This window comes from Neobacillus endophyticus (assembly GCF_013248975.1).
In the GTDB taxonomy this organism is placed as follows: domain Bacteria; phylum Bacillota; class Bacilli; order Bacillales; family Cytobacillaceae; genus Neobacillus; species Neobacillus endophyticus.
Window position 1 is genome coordinate 3751299 of the sequence record NZ_JABRWH010000001.1, and the last position, 25150, is coordinate 3776448.

General features: G+C 36.6%; 25 protein-coding genes. 23 read left to right on the top strand and 2 right to left on the bottom strand.

Translation table 11 applies throughout. From position 1 onward, the window contains the following. Positions 1-3: 3 nt before the first annotated feature. From HPT25_RS18515 to HPT25_RS18570, 12 genes are all read left to right on the top strand, one after another. Positions 4-1212 (top strand): iron-containing alcohol dehydrogenase, encoded by a 1209-nt coding sequence (locus HPT25_RS18515; protein ID WP_173067508.1) that lies wholly within the window; start codon positions 4-6, stop codon positions 1210-1212. A gap of 655 nt (positions 1213-1867) precedes the next feature. Further along, the gene (locus tag HPT25_RS18520) at positions 1868-2707 is read left to right on the top strand and encodes a CheR family methyltransferase (protein ID WP_173067511.1); all 840 of its coding nucleotides are present in this window, start codon (positions 1868-1870) and stop codon (positions 2705-2707) included. Continuing rightward, entirely contained in the window at positions 2676-3725 is a 1050-nt protein-coding gene (locus HPT25_RS18525; protein ID WP_246277226.1) for a protein-glutamate methylesterase/protein-glutamine glutaminase, read from the top strand. The genes HPT25_RS18520 and HPT25_RS18525 overlap by 32 nt, the downstream gene beginning before the upstream one ends. Positions 3726-3911: 186 nt before the next feature. Continuing rightward, positions 3912-4673: a magnesium transporter MgtE N-terminal domain-containing protein gene (locus tag HPT25_RS18530; RefSeq protein ID WP_173067513.1), complete on the top strand. Its 762-nt coding sequence runs from the start codon at positions 3912-3914 to the stop codon at positions 4671-4673. A gap of 164 nt (positions 4674-4837) precedes the next feature. Continuing rightward, a complete protein-coding gene (locus HPT25_RS18535) occupies positions 4838-6214 on the top strand; it encodes a flagellar hook-length control protein FliK (RefSeq protein ID WP_173067516.1) in 1377 nt (458 codons plus the stop codon). Positions 6215-6229: 15 nt separating this feature from the next. Then, on the top strand, positions 6230-6745 hold the full coding sequence (gene flgD, locus HPT25_RS18540) for a flagellar hook assembly protein FlgD (protein ID WP_173067519.1): 516 nt from the start codon (positions 6230-6232) through the stop codon (positions 6743-6745). A gap of 47 nt (positions 6746-6792) precedes the next feature. Continuing rightward, positions 6793-7716, top strand: a complete 924-nt coding sequence (locus HPT25_RS18545; RefSeq protein WP_173067521.1) for a flagellar hook-basal body complex protein — start codon at positions 6793-6795, stop codon at positions 7714-7716. Positions 7717-7762: 46 nt separating this feature from the next. Beyond that, positions 7763-8185 (top strand): flagellar basal body-associated FliL family protein, encoded by a 423-nt coding sequence (locus HPT25_RS18550; RefSeq protein ID WP_173067523.1) that lies wholly within the window; start codon positions 7763-7765, stop codon positions 8183-8185. Positions 8186-8212: 27 nt separating this feature from the next. Continuing rightward, the gene (gene fliM, locus HPT25_RS18555; protein WP_173067525.1) at positions 8213-9196 is read left to right on the top strand and encodes a flagellar motor switch protein FliM; all 984 of its coding nucleotides are present in this window, start codon (positions 8213-8215) and stop codon (positions 9194-9196) included. After that, complete coding sequence (gene fliY, locus HPT25_RS18560) at positions 9189-10310, top strand: flagellar motor switch phosphatase FliY (protein ID WP_173067527.1); 1122 nt, start codon at positions 9189-9191, stop codon at positions 10308-10310. Before fliM ends, fliY begins: the two co-directional genes overlap by 8 nt. 32 nt (positions 10311-10342) lie before the next feature. Beyond that, positions 10343-10702, top strand: coding sequence for a response regulator (locus HPT25_RS18565; protein ID WP_217269750.1), 360 nt, complete (start codon positions 10343-10345; stop codon positions 10700-10702). Between the two features lie 36 nt (positions 10703-10738). Next, positions 10739-11140, top strand: coding sequence for a flagellar protein (locus HPT25_RS18570; protein WP_173067529.1), 402 nt, complete (start codon positions 10739-10741; stop codon positions 11138-11140). Positions 11141-11728: 588 nt separating this feature from the next. On the opposite strand, the gene HPT25_RS18575 is transcribed toward HPT25_RS18570, so the two are convergent. Next, a complete protein-coding gene (locus tag HPT25_RS18575) occupies positions 11729-12520 on the bottom strand; it encodes a flagellar motor protein MotB (protein ID WP_173067531.1) in 792 nt (263 codons plus the stop codon). Then, positions 12498-13322 (bottom strand): flagellar motor stator protein MotA, encoded by an 825-nt coding sequence (motA, locus tag HPT25_RS18580; protein ID WP_173067534.1) that lies wholly within the window; start codon positions 13320-13322, stop codon positions 12498-12500. Before motA ends, HPT25_RS18575 begins: the two co-directional genes overlap by 23 nt. Positions 13323-13635: 313 nt before the next feature. On the opposite strand from motA, the gene HPT25_RS18585 reads away from it, so the two are divergent. The 11 genes from HPT25_RS18585 (at position 13636) to HPT25_RS18635 (ending at position 24662) form a co-directional block, all read left to right on the top strand. After that, a complete protein-coding gene (locus tag HPT25_RS18585) occupies positions 13636-15684 on the top strand; it encodes a chemotaxis protein CheA (RefSeq protein ID WP_173067537.1) in 2049 nt (682 codons plus the stop codon). Positions 15685-15702: 18 nt separating this feature from the next. Continuing rightward, entirely contained in the window at positions 15703-16128 is a 426-nt protein-coding gene (locus tag HPT25_RS18590; protein ID WP_173067540.1) for a chemotaxis protein CheW, read from the top strand. 31 nt (positions 16129-16159) lie between these two features. Further along, the gene (locus HPT25_RS18595) at positions 16160-16612 is read left to right on the top strand and encodes a chemotaxis protein CheW (protein ID WP_173067543.1); all 453 of its coding nucleotides are present in this window, start codon (positions 16160-16162) and stop codon (positions 16610-16612) included. A 307-nt stretch (positions 16613-16919) separates the two neighbouring features. Next, positions 16920-17363 carry a YaaR family protein gene (locus tag HPT25_RS18600; protein ID WP_173067546.1) on the top strand — a complete coding sequence of 148 codons (444 nt, stop codon included), beginning with the start codon at positions 16920-16922 and terminating at the stop codon, positions 17361-17363. Positions 17364-17397: 34 nt separating this feature from the next. Next, positions 17398-17835: a flagellar basal body-associated FliL family protein gene (locus tag HPT25_RS18605; protein WP_173067549.1), complete on the top strand. Its 438-nt coding sequence runs from the start codon at positions 17398-17400 to the stop codon at positions 17833-17835. Positions 17836-17882: 47 nt separating this feature from the next. Next, on the top strand, positions 17883-18314 hold the full coding sequence (locus HPT25_RS18610) for a DUF6115 domain-containing protein (protein WP_173067552.1): 432 nt from the start codon (positions 17883-17885) through the stop codon (positions 18312-18314). Between the two features lie 16 nt (positions 18315-18330). Next, complete coding sequence (locus HPT25_RS18615; RefSeq protein ID WP_173067555.1) at positions 18331-19194, top strand: flagellar hook-basal body protein; 864 nt, start codon at positions 18331-18333, stop codon at positions 19192-19194. 29 nt (positions 19195-19223) lie between these two features. Further along, on the top strand, positions 19224-20075 hold the full coding sequence (locus tag HPT25_RS18620) for a flagellar hook-basal body protein (protein WP_173067558.1): 852 nt from the start codon (positions 19224-19226) through the stop codon (positions 20073-20075). A gap of 707 nt (positions 20076-20782) precedes the next feature. After that, positions 20783-21166: a carbon storage regulator gene (locus tag HPT25_RS18625; RefSeq protein ID WP_173067561.1), complete on the top strand. Its 384-nt coding sequence runs from the start codon at positions 20783-20785 to the stop codon at positions 21164-21166. Between the two features lie 96 nt (positions 21167-21262). Beyond that, entirely contained in the window at positions 21263-22522 is a 1260-nt protein-coding gene (locus HPT25_RS18630; RefSeq protein ID WP_173067563.1) for a flagellin N-terminal helical domain-containing protein, read from the top strand. Between the two features lie 316 nt (positions 22523-22838). Continuing rightward, positions 22839-24662: a motility associated factor glycosyltransferase family protein gene (locus HPT25_RS18635; RefSeq protein ID WP_173067566.1), complete on the top strand. Its 1824-nt coding sequence runs from the start codon at positions 22839-22841 to the stop codon at positions 24660-24662. Positions 24663-25150: the final 488 nt, after the last annotated feature.

Below are 25150 nucleotides of genomic sequence, written 5' to 3' on the forward strand. Positions count from 1 at the left end.
AATATGAAAACGTCTTTATCACAATTCATGTTACGTACTGGAATTTATAGTGGTTCGAATTCTAGAGCCATGGTGCCAAGTTTGTTTGCCGGCCTTGGAGCAAAAAGGGTTCTTCTATTGAGCGACAGAGGTCTGGAGCAGGCAGGAATTGTTGAAAAAGTGGCTTCCATTTTTAATTTGACTGGAAATGGCAGCGGTCCAGCGCTTATTGGGACCTATTTGGATATTGCTCAGGATGCTGAAAGTCATTGTATTAATGATGCCGTTCGCTATGCCCGTGAAGTCGGGGCCGATAGTCTCCTGGCAGTCGGAGGCGGAAGTGTGCTTGATACAGTAAAAGGCGTTAAGTATGCATTGCACAAAGGATTGTCCGATATTAAAGAGGCGATTCCCGGTGGCTTGCTATATGAGCAATTCCCGAAAGCTACATTTATTTCGATTCCACATATTGCAATGCCAACAACAGCTGGAACTGGCTCAGAAGTTTCACCGATTGCCGTTATTTTTAATGAAGATATTCAAATGAAAACCAACATCATCAATCCTTTTATTAATGCGGATATTGCCATTTTGGATCCTGATTTAACAGTGGGACTTCCACCAAGGATTACAGCATTTACTGGTTTTGATGCTCTAACCCATGCCATTGAAGCTCTTGCCTCGCCTACTGCTACAGGTATAACGGATGCATATGCTTTGCACGCAATCCGCCTGATTGATAAAAATCTTCCAATTGCAGTTGTTAACGGCGGCCAGTTGGAGGCGAGGATGGATTTACTGCATGCGAGTTTGATGGGGATTACTGCCTTCAGTTTTGCATTAAATGCAATTCCTGTCCATAATATGGCACATGCTTACGGGGCCTTATTCCGTATACCGCATGGCTTAGCCAATGCTGTATTCTTGCCAGTAGTCATGGAACTTGTTCCGCAGCTGTATTTGCCAAAAGCAGCTGAACTCGCAGAAGCTCTCGGGGTGGATGCGAAGAATGATTCCGCTGAAACCGCTTTAACAAAAGTGGTAGAAAAAATACGGTTGCTGCAGCATAAAGTAGGATTGCCTGCCGATTTTAAGGAATTTCAGATCAGCGAAGAACAACTGCAGCAAACATTCTCAGCAGTCATGAAGGATCCAGCAGCATTAAACTTCCCAATGCCGCCGGAGCTAATTGCTGCAATCGGTCAACGTGTCGTTCCGTTGGCAGTTAAATAAAATAGTAAGAGACGAAAGCCAAGCTCCATAACCAAGAGCTCGGCTTTTTTTATTGAGGCTCTGTTATTATCACTGTTGATTTTCGTATAGGAAAGAGAATTCATAAGCGGAGAATTTCCGGCTAATGTATCTATATGAAGTTTAAGAAGCAGATATAAGTGGAGATATTCCGATTAACTGCACTTTTTAAGACAAAATCCAAAGATTTGGATAATATAGAAGGAAAAACTTCCTTTATTTTTAAGGAAATAGGGGTATTTCCCAATTTAAACGGAATTTTACCGATTATTTTTCAAACACAGTAAATCAACATTCAGCTATAACAGAGCATTTATTGAAGCAAGATAAAATTTACCACTATACGATATTACATATTTACCGATAAGGAAGAATAAGTTTAATATTTTGATCAACATTATATTTTGAAAATAATAAAATGTTGAAATTTTATTTGACGCAGTTCCATTTTTTCAGTAATTTAATACTATTAGAAGTCAGAAAAAGGATGCACTGTTAATTTATACGACAGTCGTTCAAAATTCCCTCAAAGTCTATCAAACATCAAAAAAACAATTTTGAACAGTTTTTCAGATTTCAGTATTTAAATACAATCTCCAGTTTAACTGGCTCTGGAGTGAAATAAAAGGGTGATGGTATGCAAGATAATGGATTATTAACGTTAAGTCAAATGATTTATGATTACTGCGGTTTGAAGTATATGGATCGTCTTTCTACCTTAAAAGATAAGATATCAAAAAGATTAAATGAACTTGGTACCTCACATTTGGAATATTGCCGGTTTTTAAAAACATCACCAAATGAATGGGATGTACTGATGGAGATATTGACCATTAATGAAACCTATTTTTATCGGGAAGAAAATCAATTAAATGAATGTTGTTCCATTGTTTTACCAAAGCTGCGGGAAAAAAATTTCAATAAGCCACTGAGAATATGGAGTGCTGCTTGTTCTACAGGCGAAGAGGCTTTTACCCTGGCGATGCTGATTCAGGAATCGGGTAAATTCCCACAAGGTTCCGTGGAGATCGTTGGCACCGATATCAATAAAAAAGTTCTGCAGAAAGCAGAAAAAGGTTGGTATCACAATGGATCATTTGCCTTTAGGAGAATACCGCAGAACCTATTCAAGAAATATTTTGAAGAGGAAAATAACGGTTATAAAGTGAAATCGTCTATCCAAAACATGATTAAATTTCAGTATTTAAATCTATTGGATCAAACGAAGGTTTCTCAATTAGGGAAATTTGACGTCATATTCTGCAGAAATGTTTTGATTTATTTTGATCAAGAAACAACAAAACGGGTTATTAAGAGTTTGCATCAAAATTTATCTCCTGACGGATTTTTGTTCCTTGGCCATGCCGAATCGATCACAGATATGGCCTTAGGCTTTCAAAAAGTGGACTCTGATAAGACTTTTTATTATCGAAAGGAATCTGTTCATGATGAAAAAGTACGGTATATTAGTAGTTGATGATTCCGCCTTTATGAGAAGGGCAATCAGTCAAATCCTTGAGGGGGACCCGAGTTTTTTTGTTGTTGGTATTGCTAGAAATGGAGAAGAGGCCATTGAAAAGATTCAAAGGTTAAAACCTGATTTGGTAACAATGGATGTTGAAATGCCAATTATGAATGGTCTTCAGGCACTTGAGCAGATTATGGAAACTTCCCCATTACCTGTTGTGATGTTAAGTTCATTGACTAAAGAAGGGGCTAAGGAAACCTTAAAGGCTCTAGAACTGGGAGCGGTTGATTTCTTCTTAAAAGACAATTTGTTAAGCAATCCAGACAACAATCAACAAATTCATGAATTTTTAACTCGATTAAAAGGAATTGTGAAAGCAAAGCCGCGAAATATTAAAACAGTTGTTATTCCCCAAGTGAAAAAAACAAGAAGAATAAATAAAAAGCATATTGATCTCATTTTTATAGGATGTTCGACTGGCGGCCCATCTGCTTTACAAGCGATTCTTCCTAGATTTCCAAAAGAATTTCCTATTCCAGTTGTCGTTGCCCAGCATATGCCTCCAGGATTTACGAAACCATTAGCAGAAAGGTTCAATACCCTGTGTGAGCTGAATGTCACAGAAGCCCAGCATGGACAGACCATTCGCCCAGGTACCATTTATATCTCTCCATCTGGTTTTCAGACCAGATTGGAAAAAAAACCAGATGGTTCAGTCACGTTTAGGGTAGATAATGACGCAACAGATAAGGCATTATACAAGCCATGTGTTGATATTTCGCTTACATCCGCAGCACCGATTTATACAGATCGACTGTTAGCCATTATCTTAACGGGAATGGGTGTTGATGGCATGCAGGGATCTGGTCTTGTGAAAAAAAACAATGGCACTGTATTTGTTGAGGCGGAGGAATCCTGTGTCGTGTATGGAATGCCGAAAGCTGTTCAAGAAGCAGGATATGCAGATGGACAATACCTGTTATCGCATATATACGATGAAATTATTTCATATTTAAAGTATGAATGAAAAATATTGCAATAACATGTTTCTGGAGTTATTATTATTCAGCACTATCGTTTTTATTTAAAAGAAACAGAGAGAATTTTGAATATATAGCGGAATTACCGAAGAAGGCAAAGTATTATAAACCACAAGTTTATGTCCACCTGATTCGAGGTGGACTTTTTTTAAATAGTACAGGGGGGAAAGCCCATGTCGGACAAGAAAATAAAGGCAGTAAAAGAGGATAACAAGAAGAAACCCGGTTTTTTTTCAAAGCTTATTCTTTTGTGGGTACTTCCATGTATCTATGCTATTGGATTAGGGATGATTATTTTACATTTTGCCGGCGTCAGCTTAACCACTCAAATGAAATGGGTGCAAGACCATACAAAAGTTTTTTATGCTAAAAAGCAGACGTCACCTAAAACGGCATCAACTAAGACAGCGCAATCATCTTCATCTCAGACTAAAACGGCTGACACCGCTCAAAATACCAGCTCGAATCAAACAACTGCCGAAACTAATAGTAATTCAGGACAAAATAATACGGCACAAACGAGCAATACTAGTGCAGGATCCAATACACCCTCTGCAGCACCTTCATTAGCAAGTATGGATCCAAGTACAGCAGCAAAATTATTGAGCAATATGTCTGAAGCAGATGCATTGAAGAATCTCAAACAGCTTCAACCGGATGCACAAAGTTCTATTATTGCGCAGATGCCTGCAGATGAGGGAGCAAAATTAACAGATGCATTGTCAAACGGCGGCAACCTTGCTACTACTACAAATTCCGTTTCGGAATTATATCAGCATATGACCCCTGACCAAATTGCAACTGTTCTAAATGGTATTAGTGATAAACAACAAGTGCTAAATCAAATCAAACAACTAGATCCAGATACTGCATCAAAAGTAATATCACAGCTAAATCCGACTGTTGCGGGCTGGGTTGTTACGCATTTAAATTAAAAATTTTCATGTACAGGTTAAAAAAGGATTTGACTCAAAAACAATCAAAAAAATAAAATAGGTATGTAAGAAATATTGGAAATCAAAAATCTCATGACGAATACTAGTTTAATGAGTTATAATGTTAATATATTAGTATGAGTTAACTATGAGGGGGAAACTGCTTGGATGTAACTCAAATTCCTATCAAAATCAATCAAACAGAAAATCCAAAGGGCGTGAAAGGTAAAACACCAGCCCAATCAGATGCCCAGGCGGGCTCCTTCAATCAGATTTTATTGAAACTAAATTCGCTTAATAAAATAGATATTGCAAATGGAGATCAGGGAAATTCCCAACAAGTGCCTGTAGCTAATGAAAATAGTGGAAACAAGAAACTCAGTATAGAGGATCTAAATGAACTAGAAAGCATTTTATCTTCATTTATGATCAACATGCAGTCAACACAACAAATGCAAAATCAAATGAATAATCAAACAGCGGGAACAGATACCTCCAATAATGTTGTATCTGGTACGCAGAATCAAAATCAACAAAATACTGCAGGTTCAATAAATGCACTGTTTCCATTTCAACAAAATGATACAAATGCAGCCAATGAACTTGTTTCATTACTACAAAAAGCAGGAGTTTCTACTCAATCTCTATCGTCAATAGATGGGAATCAATTGGATGCTAAACTAGTTCAAATCATTAATGAATTATCTTCACAAGGGGATCAAAATTCATCAGACACATTAACTGGTATTGGTGATCAAATCAAACAAATGTTGGATGAGTTAAGTACAACGACAAATCCTGTTCCATCCATGAACATTCAATCGGAAGCAAATACAGCTCCACCATTAAGTCTAGATAAAAGCCAAGTGATTTTATCGGCTGTGCCGGATTTCTCCAAGCGGAGTAGTGACGGTAATAAGTTAAGCCGTTTAACAGGTTCAAATAGCTCGGAAGATAAAATACCATCCAATGGTATTTTACTGAGTGGTAATCAAACGCAGCAAAATATGCATGTAACAGCAGAGTCTAAAGAACCGATTCCTCAGCTAAAAGCATCGGATTTTGCTGATGAAATGAACAATTTGGTAGGCCGCTATATGAAAATTACCAATGGTCAATCAGGGAGCACTGAGGCTAAATTTAATTTGTACCCTGAACATTTGGGCCCAATTGAAGTGAAAATCACGAGCCAGCAAGGCCAAGTGACAGCTCAAATTTTAACAAATACGTCATTGGCGAAAGATACTTTATCCGGTCAGTTGAATCACTTACGAGAAGCTCTACAGCAGCAAGGCATAGTAGTACAAAAGCTGGACATTGTTCAACAAACTCCCGCTGCAATGGATATGAATCAGTCGAACCTCTCTTTTTCACAAGGAGGCTCAAACTCATCGAATGGTCAGCGTAACAATCAAATGGATGAGAATTCATCGAAAAAGACAAAAACAGCTGATCAAAATGATGGTGAAAATGAAACATTACCTATTTCATACGGAACAGCCGTTCAGAATGCTGCTTCTAGTATAGACTTTAGCGCATAGAAGGGACCAAATAGGATGAGTAATTGGGTAAATGTAACAAGTTCTTCAAGTAGCCCAGCAACCAATAGTTCTACGACAGCTACATCTAAATCTTCGTTAGGAAAAGATGATTTTCTTAAAATCTTAACGATCCAGTTGGCAAATCAGGATCCATCCAGTCCAATGGATGATAAAGACTTTATTGCCCAGATGGCTACTTTCAGCTCATTGGAACAAATGACGAATCTTAATACTTCGTTTGATAAATTTACAGGCCTTCAAATGGGGCAATATGCCTCTGCCATAGGTAAAGAGGTTACCTGGACACCAGATGGTTCCACTACCCCTTCAACAGGCGTCATTACTGGGGTATCAACCGATGGTAGTGATTATTATTATCAAGTCGGTGATCAAAAAGTACCAATGAGTCAGGTCACACAAATTCAAAATAATACTGCACAGGCAACAGACACTACACAGACTGCATCGACTTCAGGCACTACACAAACAGCATCGGCTGCAGGCACTACACAAACTGCACCGACTGCTTAATCAAATCAAAAAATTACATTACGTACAGAAAATAGGAGGATACAAACATGTTAAAATCACTTTACTCTGGTGTTTCTGGTATGAAAGGTTTTCAAACAAAGTTAGATGTTATTGGTAACAACATTGCCAATGTCAATACAGTTGGATTTAAGAAAAGCCGTGTTATGTTCTCGGACATCATTAACCAAAATATCTCAGGTGCTACAGCACCTACTTCAACTTCTGGCGGGATTAATCCAAAACAAGTTGGTCTTGGTACTAAAATTGCCTCAATTGATACAATTCATACACCAGGAAGCCCGATGACAACGAATGTTGGTACGGATTTGGCGATTGATGGTGATGCTTATTTTGTGGTCTCTCCAACAGCAGATTCAACAACTAATAAAGTAAGTGGAGGCAATTATTTAACTAAAGCAGGTAATTTTACATTAGATTCTAATGGAAATCTTGTTAATTCCAGTGGATATTTTGTTCAAGGGATTACAGGTCCTTCAAGCAATCAACAACCAGTTAAAATTAATATTACAAATAATGCTACCGACAGTAATGCGAAAATATCATCGTTCTCTATTGATAATAATGGATATATTAATGCTGTAGATGCAAATGGTACAAGTGGAAAATTAGCATATAATAGCACGAATAATTCGTATTATATTGATACTACTGGAGCTTCATCGGATGATATTTCTTTAGCGACTGCTGTTGTTGCAAACCCTGAAGGAATGCAAAAAATTGGGAATACCATGTTTACAACAACAGGAAACTCAGGAAAAGCTACACCTGACCGAATTCAGAATAACAGCGGCGGTACCATCAATGCCGGCGAACTTGAAATGTCTAACGTAGATTTAACTGAAGAGTTCACAGAGATGATCGTTGCTCAACGTGGTTTCCAAGCAAATGCAAGAACGATTACAACATCCGATTCTATTCTTCAAGAAGTAGTTGATTTGAAACGTCAATAGGAAATTTGCTGATCGCTCATTTCTAATATTAAAGGCAGGATGACACATGAAAGCAAAACTTAAACCCATGATTATCATCGTCGGTGTGGTAATCCTCTTATTAGGAGGGACAGCGTTTTTCCTATTTCAATCAAAATCAAAAGGGAAAACAGCCACCTTATCAGCTGATGCCATTGCAGCAAACATGGTAACAACAAATCCAATCGTGACAGATTTGACCTCAGGTGGGTTTGTTCAAATTACTTTTCAAATACAAACTGATTCTACAAAAGCCAAAGACGAATTAACAAAACGTGATTTTCAGGTAAGAGAAATTGCGATTCGCCAAATGTCTGGGATGACACAGGATCAGGTAAAAAGCCCAGCTGGGATGGAAAAGTTAGAAACAGATATGAAAACCGAAATTAATAAATTAATGCAAAACGGAAAAGTTGTGCAAATTTATACTACAAACAAAATGATTCAATAACTCAGGGAAGAGTTAGGGGGATGCTCTTTGGCGGATGTATTATCGCAGCAAGAAATCGATGCTCTTTTATCAGCCTTAAATAACGGAGAAATTCAAGCATCCGATGTGAAAGAGCAAAACGATAAAGTCAAAGTATATGATTTCAAACGCGCGATGAGGTATTCCAAGGAACACCTGCGCAGTATCACGAGAATTCATGAGAATTTTTCTAGGTTGCTTACTTCATTTCTTTCAACGCAACTAAGAACCTTTGTTCAAATTGAGATCGACCTTGTAGACCAAGTAAACTATAGTGAGTTCGTCGCTTCAATTCCCTCCAAAACGATTTTGAATGTTTTTGACGTAAAACCAGTGGATGGGAAAATGGTCATGGAAATTAATCCTCAAGTTGCCTACGCTGTGCTTGAGCGATTATTGGGAGGTCAGGGAGACGCGTCTGAACGAAATGGTTCTTTAACGGAAATTGAAACGGTATTACTGCAAAAGGTGTTTACACGTGCGTTTGAAATGTATCAGGAAGTATGGAAAGATATCGAAAATATGAGAGTGAAGCTTGAAGGAATCGAAACGAATCCGCAATTTATTCAAATTGCTTCACAAAATGATACGGTCATTATTATCGTTTTTCATACGACCATTGGGGAAACAACTGGAAGGATGACATTATGTATACCACATTTAATTGTCGAACCGGTGCTTCCAAAATTATCAACACATCAATGGCTATCTTCCTTGGCGAAGAAGAATGTTCCACAGCAGGATAAAATTATTCAAAATCTTGATAATGTTCGTGTCCCTGTTCTTGCCGAACTAGGAAGGGCGACATTACCTGTTTCTGAAATCATGAATCTGCAAATTGGGGATGTAATTGGGATTGAAACAGGGAAAATTCAAGTAAAAGTTGGACAACAAACGAGATTCCTTGGCAATCCTGGAACAAAAAAAGGCCGCTACGCCATTCAAATCGACCAAGTAATCCAAGTGGAAGGAGATGATTTAAAAAATGAATGAGGGCTTATTATCACAAGATGAAATAAATGCATTATTCAATCAAACAGAAGAAAAAAAACAATTATCAATCAATGACTTTTTGAGCCCCATGGAGCAAGATGCCTTAGGAGAGATTGGAAATATCTCACTAGGGAGTTCTACAACTGCCCTCTCTACATTGTTAAATCAACGTGTGGAAATCACAACGCCAACAATTGATGTTGTCGAACGTGAAAAAATGGAAGATACTATTTCCGAAAATCATGTTGCTGTACACGTGGATTATACAGTCGGAATCCGTGGTAAGAACCTTTTAATGATTAAGGAAACGGATGCCAAAATTATTGCGAATTTAATGATGGGCGGTGATGGTACTGTTCTTGATGAGGAGCTTTCTGAACTTCACCTTAGCGCAGTTCAAGAAGCAATGAACCAAATGATGGGATCAGCTGCCACATCTATGTCCACCATCTTTAGTCAAAAAGTGGATATTTCACCACCAACAATTGATGTACTAGGTTTTCCGCCGAAAAAATTAGATGAATTAGAAGAAGAAATTATTCTTGAAGTAAAATTTAATCTAAAAGTTGGCAGTCTTATTGACTCCGATATGATACAATTCCTTCCACTATCCTTTGCGAAGGATATGGTAAATAAAATTCTTTATCCGGGTGAAGCTGCACCAGCAGCAAGTCCTGTTACCGAAAAATCGGAAGTGATAACAAACCAGGCAGCAGCTGCCCAACCAGTCAGCCCTCCGCCGGTTGAAAGAAGACCAGAACCGCATGCGACTGTGCAACCACAGGTTAATGCGAATGTTCAAAAGGTTGAATTTACTAATTTCTCTGAGCCGCAAATAAACAGCTCAGCCACCAGCAACATTGATTTACTTTACGATATCCCACTTACGATTACCGTAGAGCTGGGGAGGACACAAATGCCAATTCGTAAAATACTTGAGCTGGGACCTGGTGCTGTGATCCAATTGGATAAATTGGCCGGAGAACCTGTAGATATATTAGCAAACCACAAACTCATCGCTAAAGGTGAAGTGGTTGTCATAGAAGAAAACTTCGGAGTAAGGATTACAGACATTATTAGTCCATCCGACCGTTTAACTAAAATGACTATGTAACAGTGACTTCAAATTTTGGGAGGAAAGAAATTATGGCAAGAGTATTAATTGTGGATGATGCAGCATTTATGCGCATGATGTTGAAGGACATCTTAACAAAGAATGGACTTGAAGTTGTTGGCGAAGCTGTTAACGGTGCAGATGCAGTAGAAAAGTATAAAGAACTGCAGCCGGATGTTGTAACAATGGATATTACAATGCCTGAAAAGGATGGAATCACGGCTGTTAAAGAAATTAAAGCATTCAGCCCACAGGCTAAAGTGATCATGTGCTCTGCAATGGGGCAGCAGCCAATGGTGTTGGAGGCAATTCAGGCTGGAGCTAAAGACTTTATCGTAAAGCCATTCCAGCCAGATCGCGTAATGGATTCCATTAAAAAGGTTTTAGGTTAATCTATATTTATTAATAAAGGAAATGGTGGAGATATTTTGACTGCAACATTAGGCAATTGTCGAAGATGTGGAAAGCTATACCTTCGTATTCGCAATATTTGTGATCAATGTTTTCAAAAACAAGAAGATGATTTCCTTAAAGTTTCCGAGTATTTAAGGGATTTTCCAGGCGTCACGATTCATGCTTTAAGCGAAGCTACAGAGGTATCAGTTGGACAAATTCGTGAATTCATCATGGCTGAACGTATTATAGCAGGCCATTTTCCTAATCTTGCTTATCCTTGCGAAACCTGTGGTTCCATGATCAAGTCAGGAACAAAATGTCAAAATTGTTTTGAATCTATCAGTAAGTTGGCTAAGCAAATGGACCAAAAAGGGCCTGAAGTGAATGGGGATAAAAGCAAAAAAAAGGCCGGATATATATCCGACTATCTTTAAGAAGCAAAAACGAGAAGTGTTATGGCACTCTCGTTTTTTTTTGTGCTTTGTTATTTAAGACTGTTGTTTTCCTTTTCAAGACGCATTGTTATTCGCTGGAGACTGGAAAGGATCTTTCACAATCCTTGTAAGGGGATTGGTTACACCCATCCTTAAATTAGCGTATGCACGAGGGATAACAGGTATTATAATCGATGAGATCACAGTCCTATTCCTATCATAATGAAATTAATGACATTTTAGAGATAATTTACTTGAGGCTAATTAATCCAATAAAGTATTTAATTCGTTTATTTAAAATAAAAGACCTTAATCTACGTATATTTAAAACTTCGTTAAAAGATGACTTGTGATACCTGTATGAGAGTTCATCCAAGGCACGTGAAGGTGCTTATTTAGATTGCTTTAGCTATTACAGGGTTTACTATACTGTATTTTCATAAATAAATTCCTTTAATCAAGGCCGCAACTTTGAAAATAAAGTAGCATTGCGAACATTTCGTTTCAATCAACATAGGGAAAAATCAACAGCATTATTATACAACAGTAAAATAAAAAACCTCCTGCAATTTCCTGCAGGAGGTTTTCCTATTTACGAAGAACGATGATATTTACTCTTCGGTTTGCTTCGCGGTGTGCTGGTGTATCATTTGGATATATTGGTTTATATTCACCATATCCAGTGTAACGCATCCGCTGAGGGTTAATGCTTTTCGATTGCAAATAGTGAACGACAGATAAGGCTCTGGCACCGGATAGTTCCCAGTTGGAAATAAACTGTGTGCTGTGGATCGGCTGGTTATCGGTATGTCCTTCAATGATAATTGAATTATCAACTGTCTGTAACATTTTAGCTATATTATCAAGAATCGGTGTGAAATTCGCTTTTAGCTGGTCGCTGCCTGAATCGAAAATAATCGAATCCTTTAGAGTAATCTGGATCCCTTCTTGTAAATCTGTCAGGTGAATTTCGGCATTTAAGTGATTCTGGTCTATATATTGCTGCATTTGTTTCATAAATTCTTGCAATTTCTGTTCATCAGTGCTTTCAGTTTGATTCTTATTTTGATTTAGGATTTGCTTCGCATTTGCACTGGAATTTTGACTTGCAATTGAACCTGGCGTATTTTGCTTTGTTGTTAAACCTGTATTACTAGGTGACTGTCCCCCGCTGTTCGTATCAAAAACAGATATCGTATTAAAAGCCGTATAAAGAGATTGTATCATTGCATCCATTTTAGACTTATCTTCGGAACGCATGGAGAATAATACTATAAATAGGGCAAGCAGAAGCGTAAGCAAGTCAGCATATGGGATCAGCCATGTTTCATCAATATGTTCTTCTTCTTCATGATGATTATGACGCTTCTTCCTGGACACGTGAACCCTCCATTTGCTTGTCAGCTTGATTATTTTTTGCTGCTAATTCTTCTGGTGTTAGGTAAACAGATAATTTATGTTCCAATTGTCTGCTGTTCATTCCATCCTGAAGGGCAAGCAAGCCTTCTACCATGATTTGACGAACTTCAACTTCTTTTTTTGAAATTAATTTCAACTTATTACTCATTGGGTGCCATAATACGTACCCGGTAAAAATTCCAAGCAACGTGGAAATAAAGGCAGCGGCAATGGAGTGGCCGAGTTTTTCAATATCAGATAAATTTCCTAAAGCAGCAATTAGACCAACTACGGCTCCAAGTACTCCAAGCGTCGGTGCATACATACCAGCTTGTGAAAAGATGAGTGCGCCTTTTCGGTGACGTTCTTGCATCGCGTTTATTTTTTCTAATAATACATCCTGAGTAAATTCTGAATCAGTCGTATCGATGATGAGTTCTAATCCATCTTTTAGAAATTTGTCATCAACGTTCTCCAATTCATTCTCAAGACCTAACAACCCTTCTTTTCTTACCAGGTTGGCCCAATTCGCGAACTTTTCGATGAGTTCAATTTTTGTTATAAGATTTGAACTTCCACCGAAAATGATTTTCATCAATTTGGGGAATTTTTTAATCTCGGCCATTGGAAAACTGACAAATAAAGTAGCTGCTGTCCCTCCCAGGATAATCGTGTATGCAGCAGGATTTATAAGAGAAGTCAAACTCGCTCCTTTTAAGATCATTCCTACACCAACAGCCACAAGGGCCATAACTAACCCTATGACCGTAGAAGGCTCTTTCATGTATATTCCTCCTTGTAATGGAACTTAGAAAACTACTATTTTCTATTGTTTATTGTATGAGATAATCAAAAAGATGACAACCAGTTGTTTGATGGAAATGAAATGAACATCCATTTTTTTATCGAGTTTGATGTTTTTTTAAAAAATACTAGAAAATCATTAAACATTTTTTGAGAATTTCCGACAATAACTGTAAAACGTTTCAAAAATTTTTAAAAATATAGTTTAAAATCATGGTATTATTGGTATAAGTCTGATTTTTAACTACAATTTTGTTTGATTATACTGATCCTTATAGCGGGAGGAATTTGCATTGGATTTCAATAATTATTTAGAATTGTTTATCGAAGAATCAAAAGAACATTTGCAAACCATTAACGATGAACTATTAAATTTGGAGACAGATCCCGAAAATCTTTCCATTATAAATGAAATATTTCGATCCGCACATACATTAAAAGGAATGGCAGGATCCATGGGGTTTGAAGATTTGGCGTCATTAACCCACCAAATGGAAAATGTTTTGGATATGTTAAGAAATTCCAAATTATCATTAACTTCAGAAATACTGGATGTTATATTCCAATGTGTGGATTTAATTGAAAAAATGGTGGATAGTATTGAACAGGGCGGAGATGGAAAAGCAGATGTAAGGAATGTTGTCGCTCAGTTAACAAACATTCAAGATCCATCAAAAGCTGTCCCAATTCAAGCAGCACAAGCTGTTCAAGAAGTTGCTGCTGCAGCAGTTGAAGAAATGGTGATTGATAATTATCAATTATCTGTTATTGATGAGGCTAGAAAAGAAGGCAATAAAGTATTTCAAATTTCAATTACGCTTGATGAAAAATGTGTGATGAAATCTGTAAGATCTTATATGGTTTTCCAAGCAGCTGAAGAACTTGGCGAAATTATCCAAACTCGTCCATCTGTTGAACAAATAGAAGAAGAAAATTTTGATCACTCTTTTATGCTATTGCTGCTCAGCGCGAACAGCCTTGAAGAAATTCAAAAAACATTTTTAAATATTTCGGAAATAGTAGATGTTCAGGTAGTTGAGAGAACATCAGAAGAGCTTGAGGGTACTGGAAGATCTGCTTCGGTTTCCCAACAAGTGGAACAAACAAAAGAACAAACAAAAGAACAACCTAAAGAACCAGCAAAAGAACCTCAAAATTCCGATACAAATACAGCTAAGAAAAAACAACGTTCCAAATCGATTCGTGTGGATATTGATAAATTGGATCATTTAATGAACCTCTTTAGTGAATTGATTATTGATAGAGGAAGACTAGAGCAAATTGCTCGCGGGCAGCAAATTACGGATCTAAGAGAGACCGTAGAACACATGACCAGAATATCAACGGACTTACAAGGGCTCATTTTAAATATGCGAATGGTTCCTGTTGAACAGGTATTCAACCGTTTCCCGAGAATGGTCCGTGATTTGGCAAAAGACTTGAATAAAAAGATCCAACTAGTTGTTGAAGGTGAAGAGACAGAGTTAGATCGAACGGTCATCGATGAAATTGGCGATCCGCTCGTCCATCTGCTTAGAAATGCTTTAGACCATGGACTTGAATCAACGGAAGAAAGGATTGCTGCTAATAAGCCAGAAGAAGGCAGAATCCAATTGAAAGCTTACCATAGCGGTAACCATGTCTTTATTGAAGTGGTAGATGATGGTAAGGGAATCAATCGCGATAAAGTTTTAAATAAAGCGATTGAACGTGGAGTAGTATCGTCAGAAGAAGCCAAAAATATGGCAGATCAAGATGTGTATGCGTTGATTTTCTCCTCCGGGTTTAGTACAGCTGATACAATTTCTGATATCTCCGGCCGAGGCGTTGGTCTGGATGTAGTTAAAACGAAAATTGAATCGCTTGGCGGGGCCATTACAATCAATTCGACACCTGGACAAGGCTCCATTTTCCGAATCCAACTGCCATTAACATTATCGATTATTTATTCCATGTTGGTGAAGGTGGTAGAAGAAACCTATGCGATTCCTTTTAGCTCCATTGTTGAAATCACAAGGATTCCACAGAATCAAGTTTCTACCATTCATGGTCAAAGAGTGATTCAATTCCGTGGTCAGGTTGTACCTTTAGTCTATTTAAAAGAAGTTTTCAATGTACCTTCTAGCCAAGGGATTGGAGCATCCGAAGAGTTATTTATCGTGATAATTAGAAAAGGTGACAAAACGGCAGGACTTGTGGTTGATTCTGTTATCGGGCAGCAAGAGGTTGTATTAAAGTCTCTTGGCGGGTATTTAAATAACTTATTTGCTATTTCGGGTGCTACCATCTTAGGAAACGGTGAAGTGGCTTTAATTATTGATTCGAATCAGTTTATTCAATAGAAAGGACGGATCTTCCTAATGGAAATGTTAAAAATAGTCGCTTTTAAAATTGGGGAAGAAGAATACGGGCTTGATCTTAACCAAGTTCAATCAATCGAACGAATCCAGCATATTACAAGGGTTCCAAATGCTCCGGAATTTGTCAAAGGTGTAATCAATTTGCGTGGAAATGTTACACCGATTATCGATTTACCAAGCAAATTAAACCTTGGTGAGGCACAATATACTGATTCAACCCGCGTAATCATTACCCGATTTGAGGAAATGGAATTAGGCTGGATTGTGGACGAAACAAATGATGTGATTGACATTTCACCTGATATAATAGAACCAGCTTCTTCGAACGTTTTTGATAGTGAATATTTTTCAGAAATCGCCAAGTACGATGGCCGATTAATTTCTCTATTAAAATTGGAAGAATTAATGAAAACTTCATCAAATTAACTTTTATAAATAGAGATAAAGAGGGAATTATATGATAGGCCAAGTAAATGATTTGAAAGCACTTATTTTCAATATTGGTCAAGAAGAATATGGAGTAAATATCCATCAGGTGGTCTCCATAGAGAGATTACTGCCAATAACTCCATATCCTAATCGTAAAGCACATGTTTTAGGAGTAGTCACAGTTAGGGAGATCGTAACGCCAGTGATTGATTTACGGTCGGCTTTAAAAGGACAGACGTTTGAAACAATGGATTCATCGAGAATCATCATTGTTCAAGTAAACGGAAAAGAGATTGGTCTTCTGGTAGATGCTACCACCGATGTTATGGATCTCTCATCAGAATCCATTCAGCATCCGCAATTAATGCAAGCAAATAATATTTCATATATAAAAGGAATATCAAAAGTGTCAGAACGATTAATTATTTTGCTTGATATTGAAAAGCTACTGGAAGATACTACGAATTTAGATGAATTATAAGATTATAAATTTAGAGTTATATAGAATGATCTAACAAAAGAATTATAGATGGAGTTCTAACGGAAACGAGCAAATCAAAGGCTAAAAAAATAGTTGTGATAACAAAAAACGCCACTGTTTTAATCGAACGGTGGCGTTTTTTATGAAATGAAAAGAAGCCTTGGTGAATATTCCCTCCGTTACTTCATCATATTTTTACGTAACTTTAATGAAATTTATCAAACGATAAGGTATAATTACTACATCATTTTGATTTTTTTTGATAGAAAAGGACTTGAGTTTGATTAAAACGAGGTGGTGATTTCATTTGAAAATACTAGATTCGCAGAGGGTTAATCTTGGTGACACGAGAAGGTCCACAACCGAAAAGACAACAGATAACCCTGCATCCTTTCAAAAAATTATCAGCTCCTATTCTAAAGACCTTACACAGGATCGTCTTCAGCAGATGCTTCAGGATATCGATAAACAAGGTGAGGCATTAAGTAAAAGTCCAACCTTTCAACAACTTCGCAAATATAAAGATATGATCAAACAATTTATGGGCGAAGTCACTAAAAACGGGATTGGCCTGCACCAAACAGATAGCTGGGATCCATACGGGGGAAGTAAAACATTAAAAACAGTTCAAGTATTGGATCGTAAACTAATGGATTTAACCAATCATGTCATAAACCAGCAAACAGAAGGATTATCGATTTTGGATCGAATAGGTGAAATTAAAGGATTATTAATCAACCTCTATACGTAATCTTTGCAAATATCTAAAAAGGGGTTAGAAACGAATGAAACTATACGTTAAATCTATACTAATACTAGTGGCAATCACAGTAGTGGGTGTGGGTGGATATTTTGCCTGGAATCAGTTCATGCACCCTTCCAAAGCTGAAGCAAAAGCCAAAGCAGAACAGCCATCGATTGATGATCTTATAAATAATTCTATAGATGTTGATCCTGTTACCACTAATTTTTCAGATGGCGGTTATATTAAAGCACAATTCAAACTAATTACCAACTCGCAAAAAAATGCCGATGAAATCAAAAAACTTCCATTTCGTTTGGAAGATACCATTATTCAAACGATCAATCAAATGAAAAAAGAAGATGCAGTTGGGCCGAATGGATTTACCTTAATTGAAAATAATGTGAAAAACGACCTTAATAAGGCATTAGGTAAAACATATTTCACCCGCGTTTATTTGGTTGATAAATTAATCCAATAAAGAAATACCTCGGTATCGTCCCTATCGATAGGAAAGGGGAAGAATCATTGCTGACCATTATAAACATTGTTTTATTAGTATCTCTTAATTTGATCGCTATCATTTGTTTGCTGAAAAAGAATTCTTCGCCTAAGCAGTCGCCATATGAGCAGGGTGCCAGTCAACAAGTACTTGAAAACCAAAAAAAGCTGTCCCGTGATCTCATAGATTTAAAAATGGAAATGGAACAAATTCGTCAATCCTTATCAAAGGAATTTGAACAATTGCGTTTAGAACAAAAGAAGTTTTTGGATACCGTACAATCCTCTGCAAAAACAAAAGATAAAAATGAGGAAAATTTATTATTAAATGATCGCTACAAGGAAATTTTTGATCTTCATAAACAAGGTCTATCTGTTGAACAAATAGCAGCGAAACTTGATAAGGGCACAGGAGAAATTGCTTTCATTCTTCAGTTGTCATCTCAAGCCCGCCGATAGGAAAGGGAGATTTCACATGATAAGAGGTTTGTATACTGCAGCATCGGGAATGTTTTCTTTAGAGCGAAAGCAAGAAACACTTGCCAATAATATTGCAAATATCGAAACACCGGGATATAAGCAGGATGACACACAATTACGTGCCTTCCCTAAACTTTTAATCTCACGGATTCAAGATTATAGTGGTGCACCGCAAATACCTGGACAACCTGTTCCGATCGGTGAATTAACGAATGGTGTTTATGCACAGGAACGAGTTCCAAATTTTTCGGAAGGTACGTTAGTAGAGACAGACCAGCCGCTTGACCTTGCGATCAACGATCAGGATATTCCATCACAAAACGTAAATGGCCGTCAAGTGAAACCGGCAGCATTTTTTGCTGTTCAAATGCCAAATGGGTCGGTAGGATATACAAGGGACGGAAAGTTTGACCTGGATTCTAATGGCAATCTTGTCACTGCTGATGGGTATCGCGTTTTAGGGGCTGATCATCAGCCAATCAAAATTACTGACAGCATAAGCAAAGATAATTTTCATATTAATTCAGATGGTCAGCTGCTTGTGAACACAAATAATCCAACTCAAACGAAAATTGCGGGTCAGATCGGAATAGCAGTGGTTCAAAATCCGCTTCAATTACAAAGAATGGGTGGAAATGTTTTTTCATCAAGCAGTCCGGTTCCATTCATTCAAGATGCCGGCCAGTCAAACCCTGGTGTATCTATCCAACAGGGTTTCATTGAGCAGTCAAATGTTGATGCCGGTCAAACGATGTCAGATATGATGATGACTGTCAGAGGCTATGAAGCTAACCAAAAAGTGATCAGTGCCTATGACCAATCATTGCAGCAATTAGATACCGTAGGAAAAATGGATTAATAATTCACGATGAATAGGAGAAATGGGCTTTGAATACATCACTATATATATCTTCCGGTGCATTGCAGGCATTCCAGCAGAAATTAGATACAAGCGCCAATAATATAGCAAATGTGAATACAACAGGTTTTAAACGCAGAGATCAAAGCTTCTCAGAAATTCTGGCAAGTCAAATTAACAATCAAACCCGCAGTGATCAGGAAGTGGGCAGGCTTACTCCAAACGGTATCAGAGAAGGATATGGTGTCCGTGCTGGTCTTACACAGCTTGACATGGAGCAAGGGCAGGCAATGGAAACGGACAAACCATTTGACTTAATGATTAACGGAAATGGCTTTTTTCAGGTAAGTTCATCAGCTAACGGAGTTACATCAACTCATTATACACGTGATGGAGACTTTCATTTAAGTCCAGATCCAAACCAGGCTGGCAGCTACAATCTTGTAAATTCAAACGGTAGTAAACTGTTAGATCAAAACGGCACTCCAATAAAGTTAAATGGTAAATATGATGTTCAAATTACAACAAATGGACAAATTCAAGTAAAAAGTAAAACCGGCAACGGTGCTGTGTCCATATTACCGCAGAGAATCGGCATTGTGGACATTAAAAATCCTCAAATTCTGCAAAATGCAGGAGGCAATGAATATTCGATCGACTCGAATGTGCTGCCTGCCGGATCCAACGTGGCCAGTTATGTACGTACTATGGCTCCAGGGGAAACTCAAATCCAATCAGGATTCCTAGAAGGTTCTAATGTGGATTTAACTCAGGAAATGACTGATACGATGACCTCCCAAAGAGGCTTTCAAATGAACGCTAGAGCCGTTTCCTATGCAGACGAAATGCAGGGAATCGCTGATAACATTATTAAAAACTAAAAGAAAAAATGAGACGAAAGTTCGTCTCATTTTTTCTTTTTATATAAAATATTATACTCTTTTTCAAAAACACTGAAATATGCTAAGAACCTCAATAAATAATAATGTCTTTTTAGAAGAATGAAAAGAATGAAATAAATTTTAGAAAATATCGATGTAGTTTGCTATTTCTTTGTGATTCACAAAAAATTTAATCAAAATACTTAATTAAACGTTTTTGATGCCTATCTATACCATTATTATTCATGTTCTAAACAACGATAATGACGCTTATTTATACTGTTTGAACTATAAAATTATAGATACTTAGTATATATTTTGATGTTTTGAGTGGTTTACGTTTAAAAAATTTGATTTTTTTATAAAAATAACTAAACCAAAATAGGTATGGACCGATAATTATAAATAAGAAAACGGTTGAAAAAACTCAAGATAAAAAGAAGAAAAAAAATCTTGAGAAAGACTAAACCATTTTCTTGAACCACCGATAATAGAAATACAAGGAACACTTGGTTGAAAATTTAAAAAGGTAGAAAAATTAAAAAAGTTTTTAAAAAAGCTAAACAAAATAAAAACTCTACCGATAATAAATAATACCAAGGATACCTTGGAAGTAAGAAAGTAACAAAAGGTTATTTGATAGCCGATCACAAGTTTGATGGCAAAAAAACTATCGCAATGCAAAATAAACCTTTGGGGGAGGAAAAATGCTGATTATTGGCAGAGAAATTGGACAATCCGTAATCATAGCTGATGAAATTAAAGTCAGCGTCCTAAGCATAGAGTCAAAATTACGGTTGGCCATTGATGCACCAAAGAAGTATCGAATTACTAGAATCAAACAAAGTCCAGGAAATATGGGAAAGTTAAAGAAACGGGCTCGAATAGTTGGAGAAACCGTACAGATTGGCAATTCGATCAAAGTCAGTATTCTTCTAACCGAATCAGGTTTAATCCGCTTTGCGATCGATGCTCCGAAAGAAATAACCGTGTTTCGTGAAGAAATCTATCAAAAAAAAACAACCGAGACCGAATCTCTGATGGAGTCAAACTTTAAATTCTTTGATTATTGCCAGCCAAGCTTCGCTTGATCAAGCAATCAAACAACCAGAATGACACACCGCTTAAAGAGCCCTTGGCTTTTTAATAAATACTAAATAAAACTTATCTTAGGGAGGAAATTTAAGATGATTATCAACTATAACTCTATGGCATCAAATGCTCTTCGTCAATTAAACATTAACAGTGGTCAACAAGCTAAATCAATGGCGAAATTATCTTCAGGTCTTCGTATCAACAGCGCTTCTGACGATGCTGCAGGTCTTGCAATCTCTGAAAAAATGAAAGGCCAAATCCGTGGTTTAGACCAAGCTTCTCGTAACGCTCAAGATGGTCAATCTATGATTCAAACTGCTGAAGGTGCATTATCACAAACAACTGATATCCTTCAACGTATGCGTGAACTAGCTGTTCAATCTTCAAACGATACAAACACTGACCAAGACCGTACAAACATTCAATCTGAAATGGGTCAATTAGAAAAAGAGGTTGACCGTATTGGAACTACAACTCAATTTAACACTAAAAACCTTCTAGATGGTTCAATGGGTAAATCTGTTAGTCAAGCAGTTGCAAATGTAAACACAAGTGTTGCATTTAAAGATGCAGTAGCATCAACTGCAGCAAGTTCAAGCACATTATTAACTTCATTAGGAGACTCTAATGGTAACAGCTTAGGTATCTCAGTTGGCGATAAAATCACTGTGAATTTTACTGTAAATGGAACAGCTAAGTCTGATTCTATAACTGTTACTTCTACAACTACATTAGCTGGTTTAGCTGCAGCTGGTTCTAATTTGAATACTGCTGGAACACTAGCAGTTACTTCTACTGGAACAATGACAGAAACTGCAAACACTGCTGGTTCTGCTGGAGCAATCGAAGGGTTAACTATTTCTGTTCAAGATTCTAGTGGAAATACTCGTGCTGCCGCTTCTAATAATTTGTCTTCATTCACTGAAACAACTGGTTCTGCAGATAAGAGAACAGATGGTTCTGCTACACTATTAATTGGTGCAAATGGCGGTCAAACTTTAAGTGTTGATATCAATGATATGCGTGCGTCAGCTCTAGGTGTATCTGGATTATCCGTTAGCACTCAAAGCCAAGCAAACACTGCAATTAAAGTACTTGATACTGCAATCCAAAAAGTATCCGCAGAGCGTGCAAAACTTGGTGCTTTTGAAAACCGTCTTGATAACACAATCAATAACTTGAATACTTCTAGCCAAAACATCTCAGATGCGCAATCTCGTGTAGCTGACGTAGATATGGCGAAAGAAATGATGAACCAATCTAAATCCAGCGTACTTGCTCAGGCTGCTCAAGCAATGCTTGCTCAAGCAAACCAACAGCCGCAACAGGTTCTTCAATTACTTCGTGGATAATTATAAATTATATAAAGAGACCCTTGTTATCAGGGGTCTCTTTTTCTATTTAAGCCCTATTATTAAATGAAACTAAACATTTTTGGTTTTATTCCGATAACAAAATTACCTATACTCATTAGTAATGGTGAATTAAATAAAGCATGTTAAATTATATTTTTAAAACTTTCAAAGGAAATAGAACCAAATTAAAGAAGTTTGTACAGATGTATACGAAATCCATATGTCCATATGAGTTATAAAGATTTGATCAATGAAGTATGCTAAATAATGAAATTTTGTTACTTTGAATCATTTAAAATGAGGGGATTAATAAATGACATCACATTTTGATTTGAATATTTCTTCACTCGAGAAAAATAACAACCATATCATTTCAGAAATAAATATAGAAGATCTAAAATATCAGTTCGTGGCAAAAGATGGTGAAGAAGAGTTTTTTATCAGAAAGGACCAAAAAGTTTATATTTTGAAAGATGAAGAAGATCGAGACAACTCTCCAAATGTACTGAGAAGGGAATTATTTTTTATCCTAGGTATAAATAGTGTTGAAGAGATTAAAGCAATCATTCAAAAAGCAAATAACAGAGCATTTTTTGTTATTATTGAACCGGAAGTTTCCTTCTTTTATCATGCATTGCAAACAAAAAGGCTAGATTTTTTAGAAAATCCAAACGTTATGTTAATCGTGCAACCAATTGAAGCACTGCCTGAAATCCTGGAAGATTCATTTCGAAATACTGCCATGTTAAATTTAATCAAAAATGTACGCTTTTATGCCACGTTTTTTTATCGGAATTTTGCTTCAGATGTTAGCAGCAAGTTGGTAAAAGAGATTACAACGTCTGTTAAAATATTCCTTTTTTCATTAGGAAATTCGATTGAAGATTCATTGCAAGGTTTTACACAGAATCTAACTAATATAAAATTTTTACAACATTCAAAAGATATATCCAAAATAAAGGATGTTTTTAAAGGGGTACCAGCAATAATCGTTTCTGCGGGACCTTCATTGGATAAAAATCTTCGTTATTTAAAGGATGCTCAAGGAAAAGCAGTTATTATTGCAGTTGACACCATCCTACAAAAGCTTGTGGATAGTGGGATAATACCTGATTTTGTATGTACTGTAGAAAGAAATGAAGTCGTCTACACATACTTTTACAAGGACAAAATTATACCTAAACAGACTACACTTGTGGCTCCGCCCCTTGTTTATCCAGAAATTCTTGAGAACTATCCTGGCAACTATATTTTGCCACTAAGATCGAAAGTATTCGAATACATGTGGTTTGCTGGATTATTTGATTTAGGAAATGAGTATTTTCTTCCAATGGGTTCTTCATGTGCCCATTTAGCATTTGGTTTTGCCAACCAACTGGGGTTAAGCCCGATTATTTTAACCGGACAGGATTTAGCTTATGGAGAAGAAAACGATAGATCGCATTCCTCTGGTACGATTTATGATAGTGGTGAATTTGTTGGAGTTACCCATAAAGATATCTATGAAGTTGAAGGTTATTATGGAAAACCTGTTAAAACATCTGGAATTTGGAATGCATTTAGAAACTGGTTTGAACTTGAAATTTCGAGAGGTAACCTAAATGTAATAAATGCAACGGAAGGCGGATCGAAAATTAATCACACGATTCAAATGAGACTTGAGGATGCAATCAATCAATATTGCAATCAAAAATTAAATGTTCAGGAAGTAATAGAAGAGTGTCCGCTATTACCTATAGATTTGGAAGAAGTCAAAAAAAGGTTTGAAGAGGAAATAAATTTATTTATAAACTATGTCTCGAAAATCGAAAAGTTGAAAAGGGACTTAACAAAAATAGATGAAAAGCTTTCTGTCAATTCATCTAGTCGAAAACTGATGGAATCATTGGAAATTATGAAGAAATCAAATGATATTATTCCATTAATATCAAACCATAAATTACTTTACCACATTTTATTGCCTGAATTAAGTGTGCAAATTCGAGAGATGTTGGCGATTGATGAGGTTTTATCATATGAAACGGTTAAAAGGAATTTAGAAATTCAAAATAATTTAATAAATGCTTTAGAATTTGTTTTAAAGAAAATAAAAGAACAAATGGAAGACTTTTTAGCACATAAAATGAAGATTGAATAAATAGGAAAAATATTGTAAAAAGCAGCAATGGGGTGTAGGCGAAATTTATAAAACTGGTGCTTGTAAGCATGAAATTCCTCAATTGAAGTACATTCAGATTGGCCAATTTTAAAGGGGGTATATGTGGTTAATAATATAATAGTAAACATAACATTGAATCGTAAATAAGAGTAGCTAAAACAAAATAAACTTTTGAATTTTTTCTGTAGGAATTTCCTAAATAGTGATTAAAACGTTTTTTAGTCTTGATAAGTCCAACCCGTACTAGAACTTATACGGATAAAATTTTTAAGTTTTATTTTATAAACGTTCTGACAATAAAGAACCATTAAGTGGTGGTCAGATCTCTCTTTATTAATTAAAATTGGAGTCAACCTCTACACTGTTCTTGATTGATCACTTAATTATACAAGATTCAGGAGAGGTACTCCTTTTTTCATACTTTAAAACGATTTTATATAAAGAATAGTAAAATGAAATTCATTTAG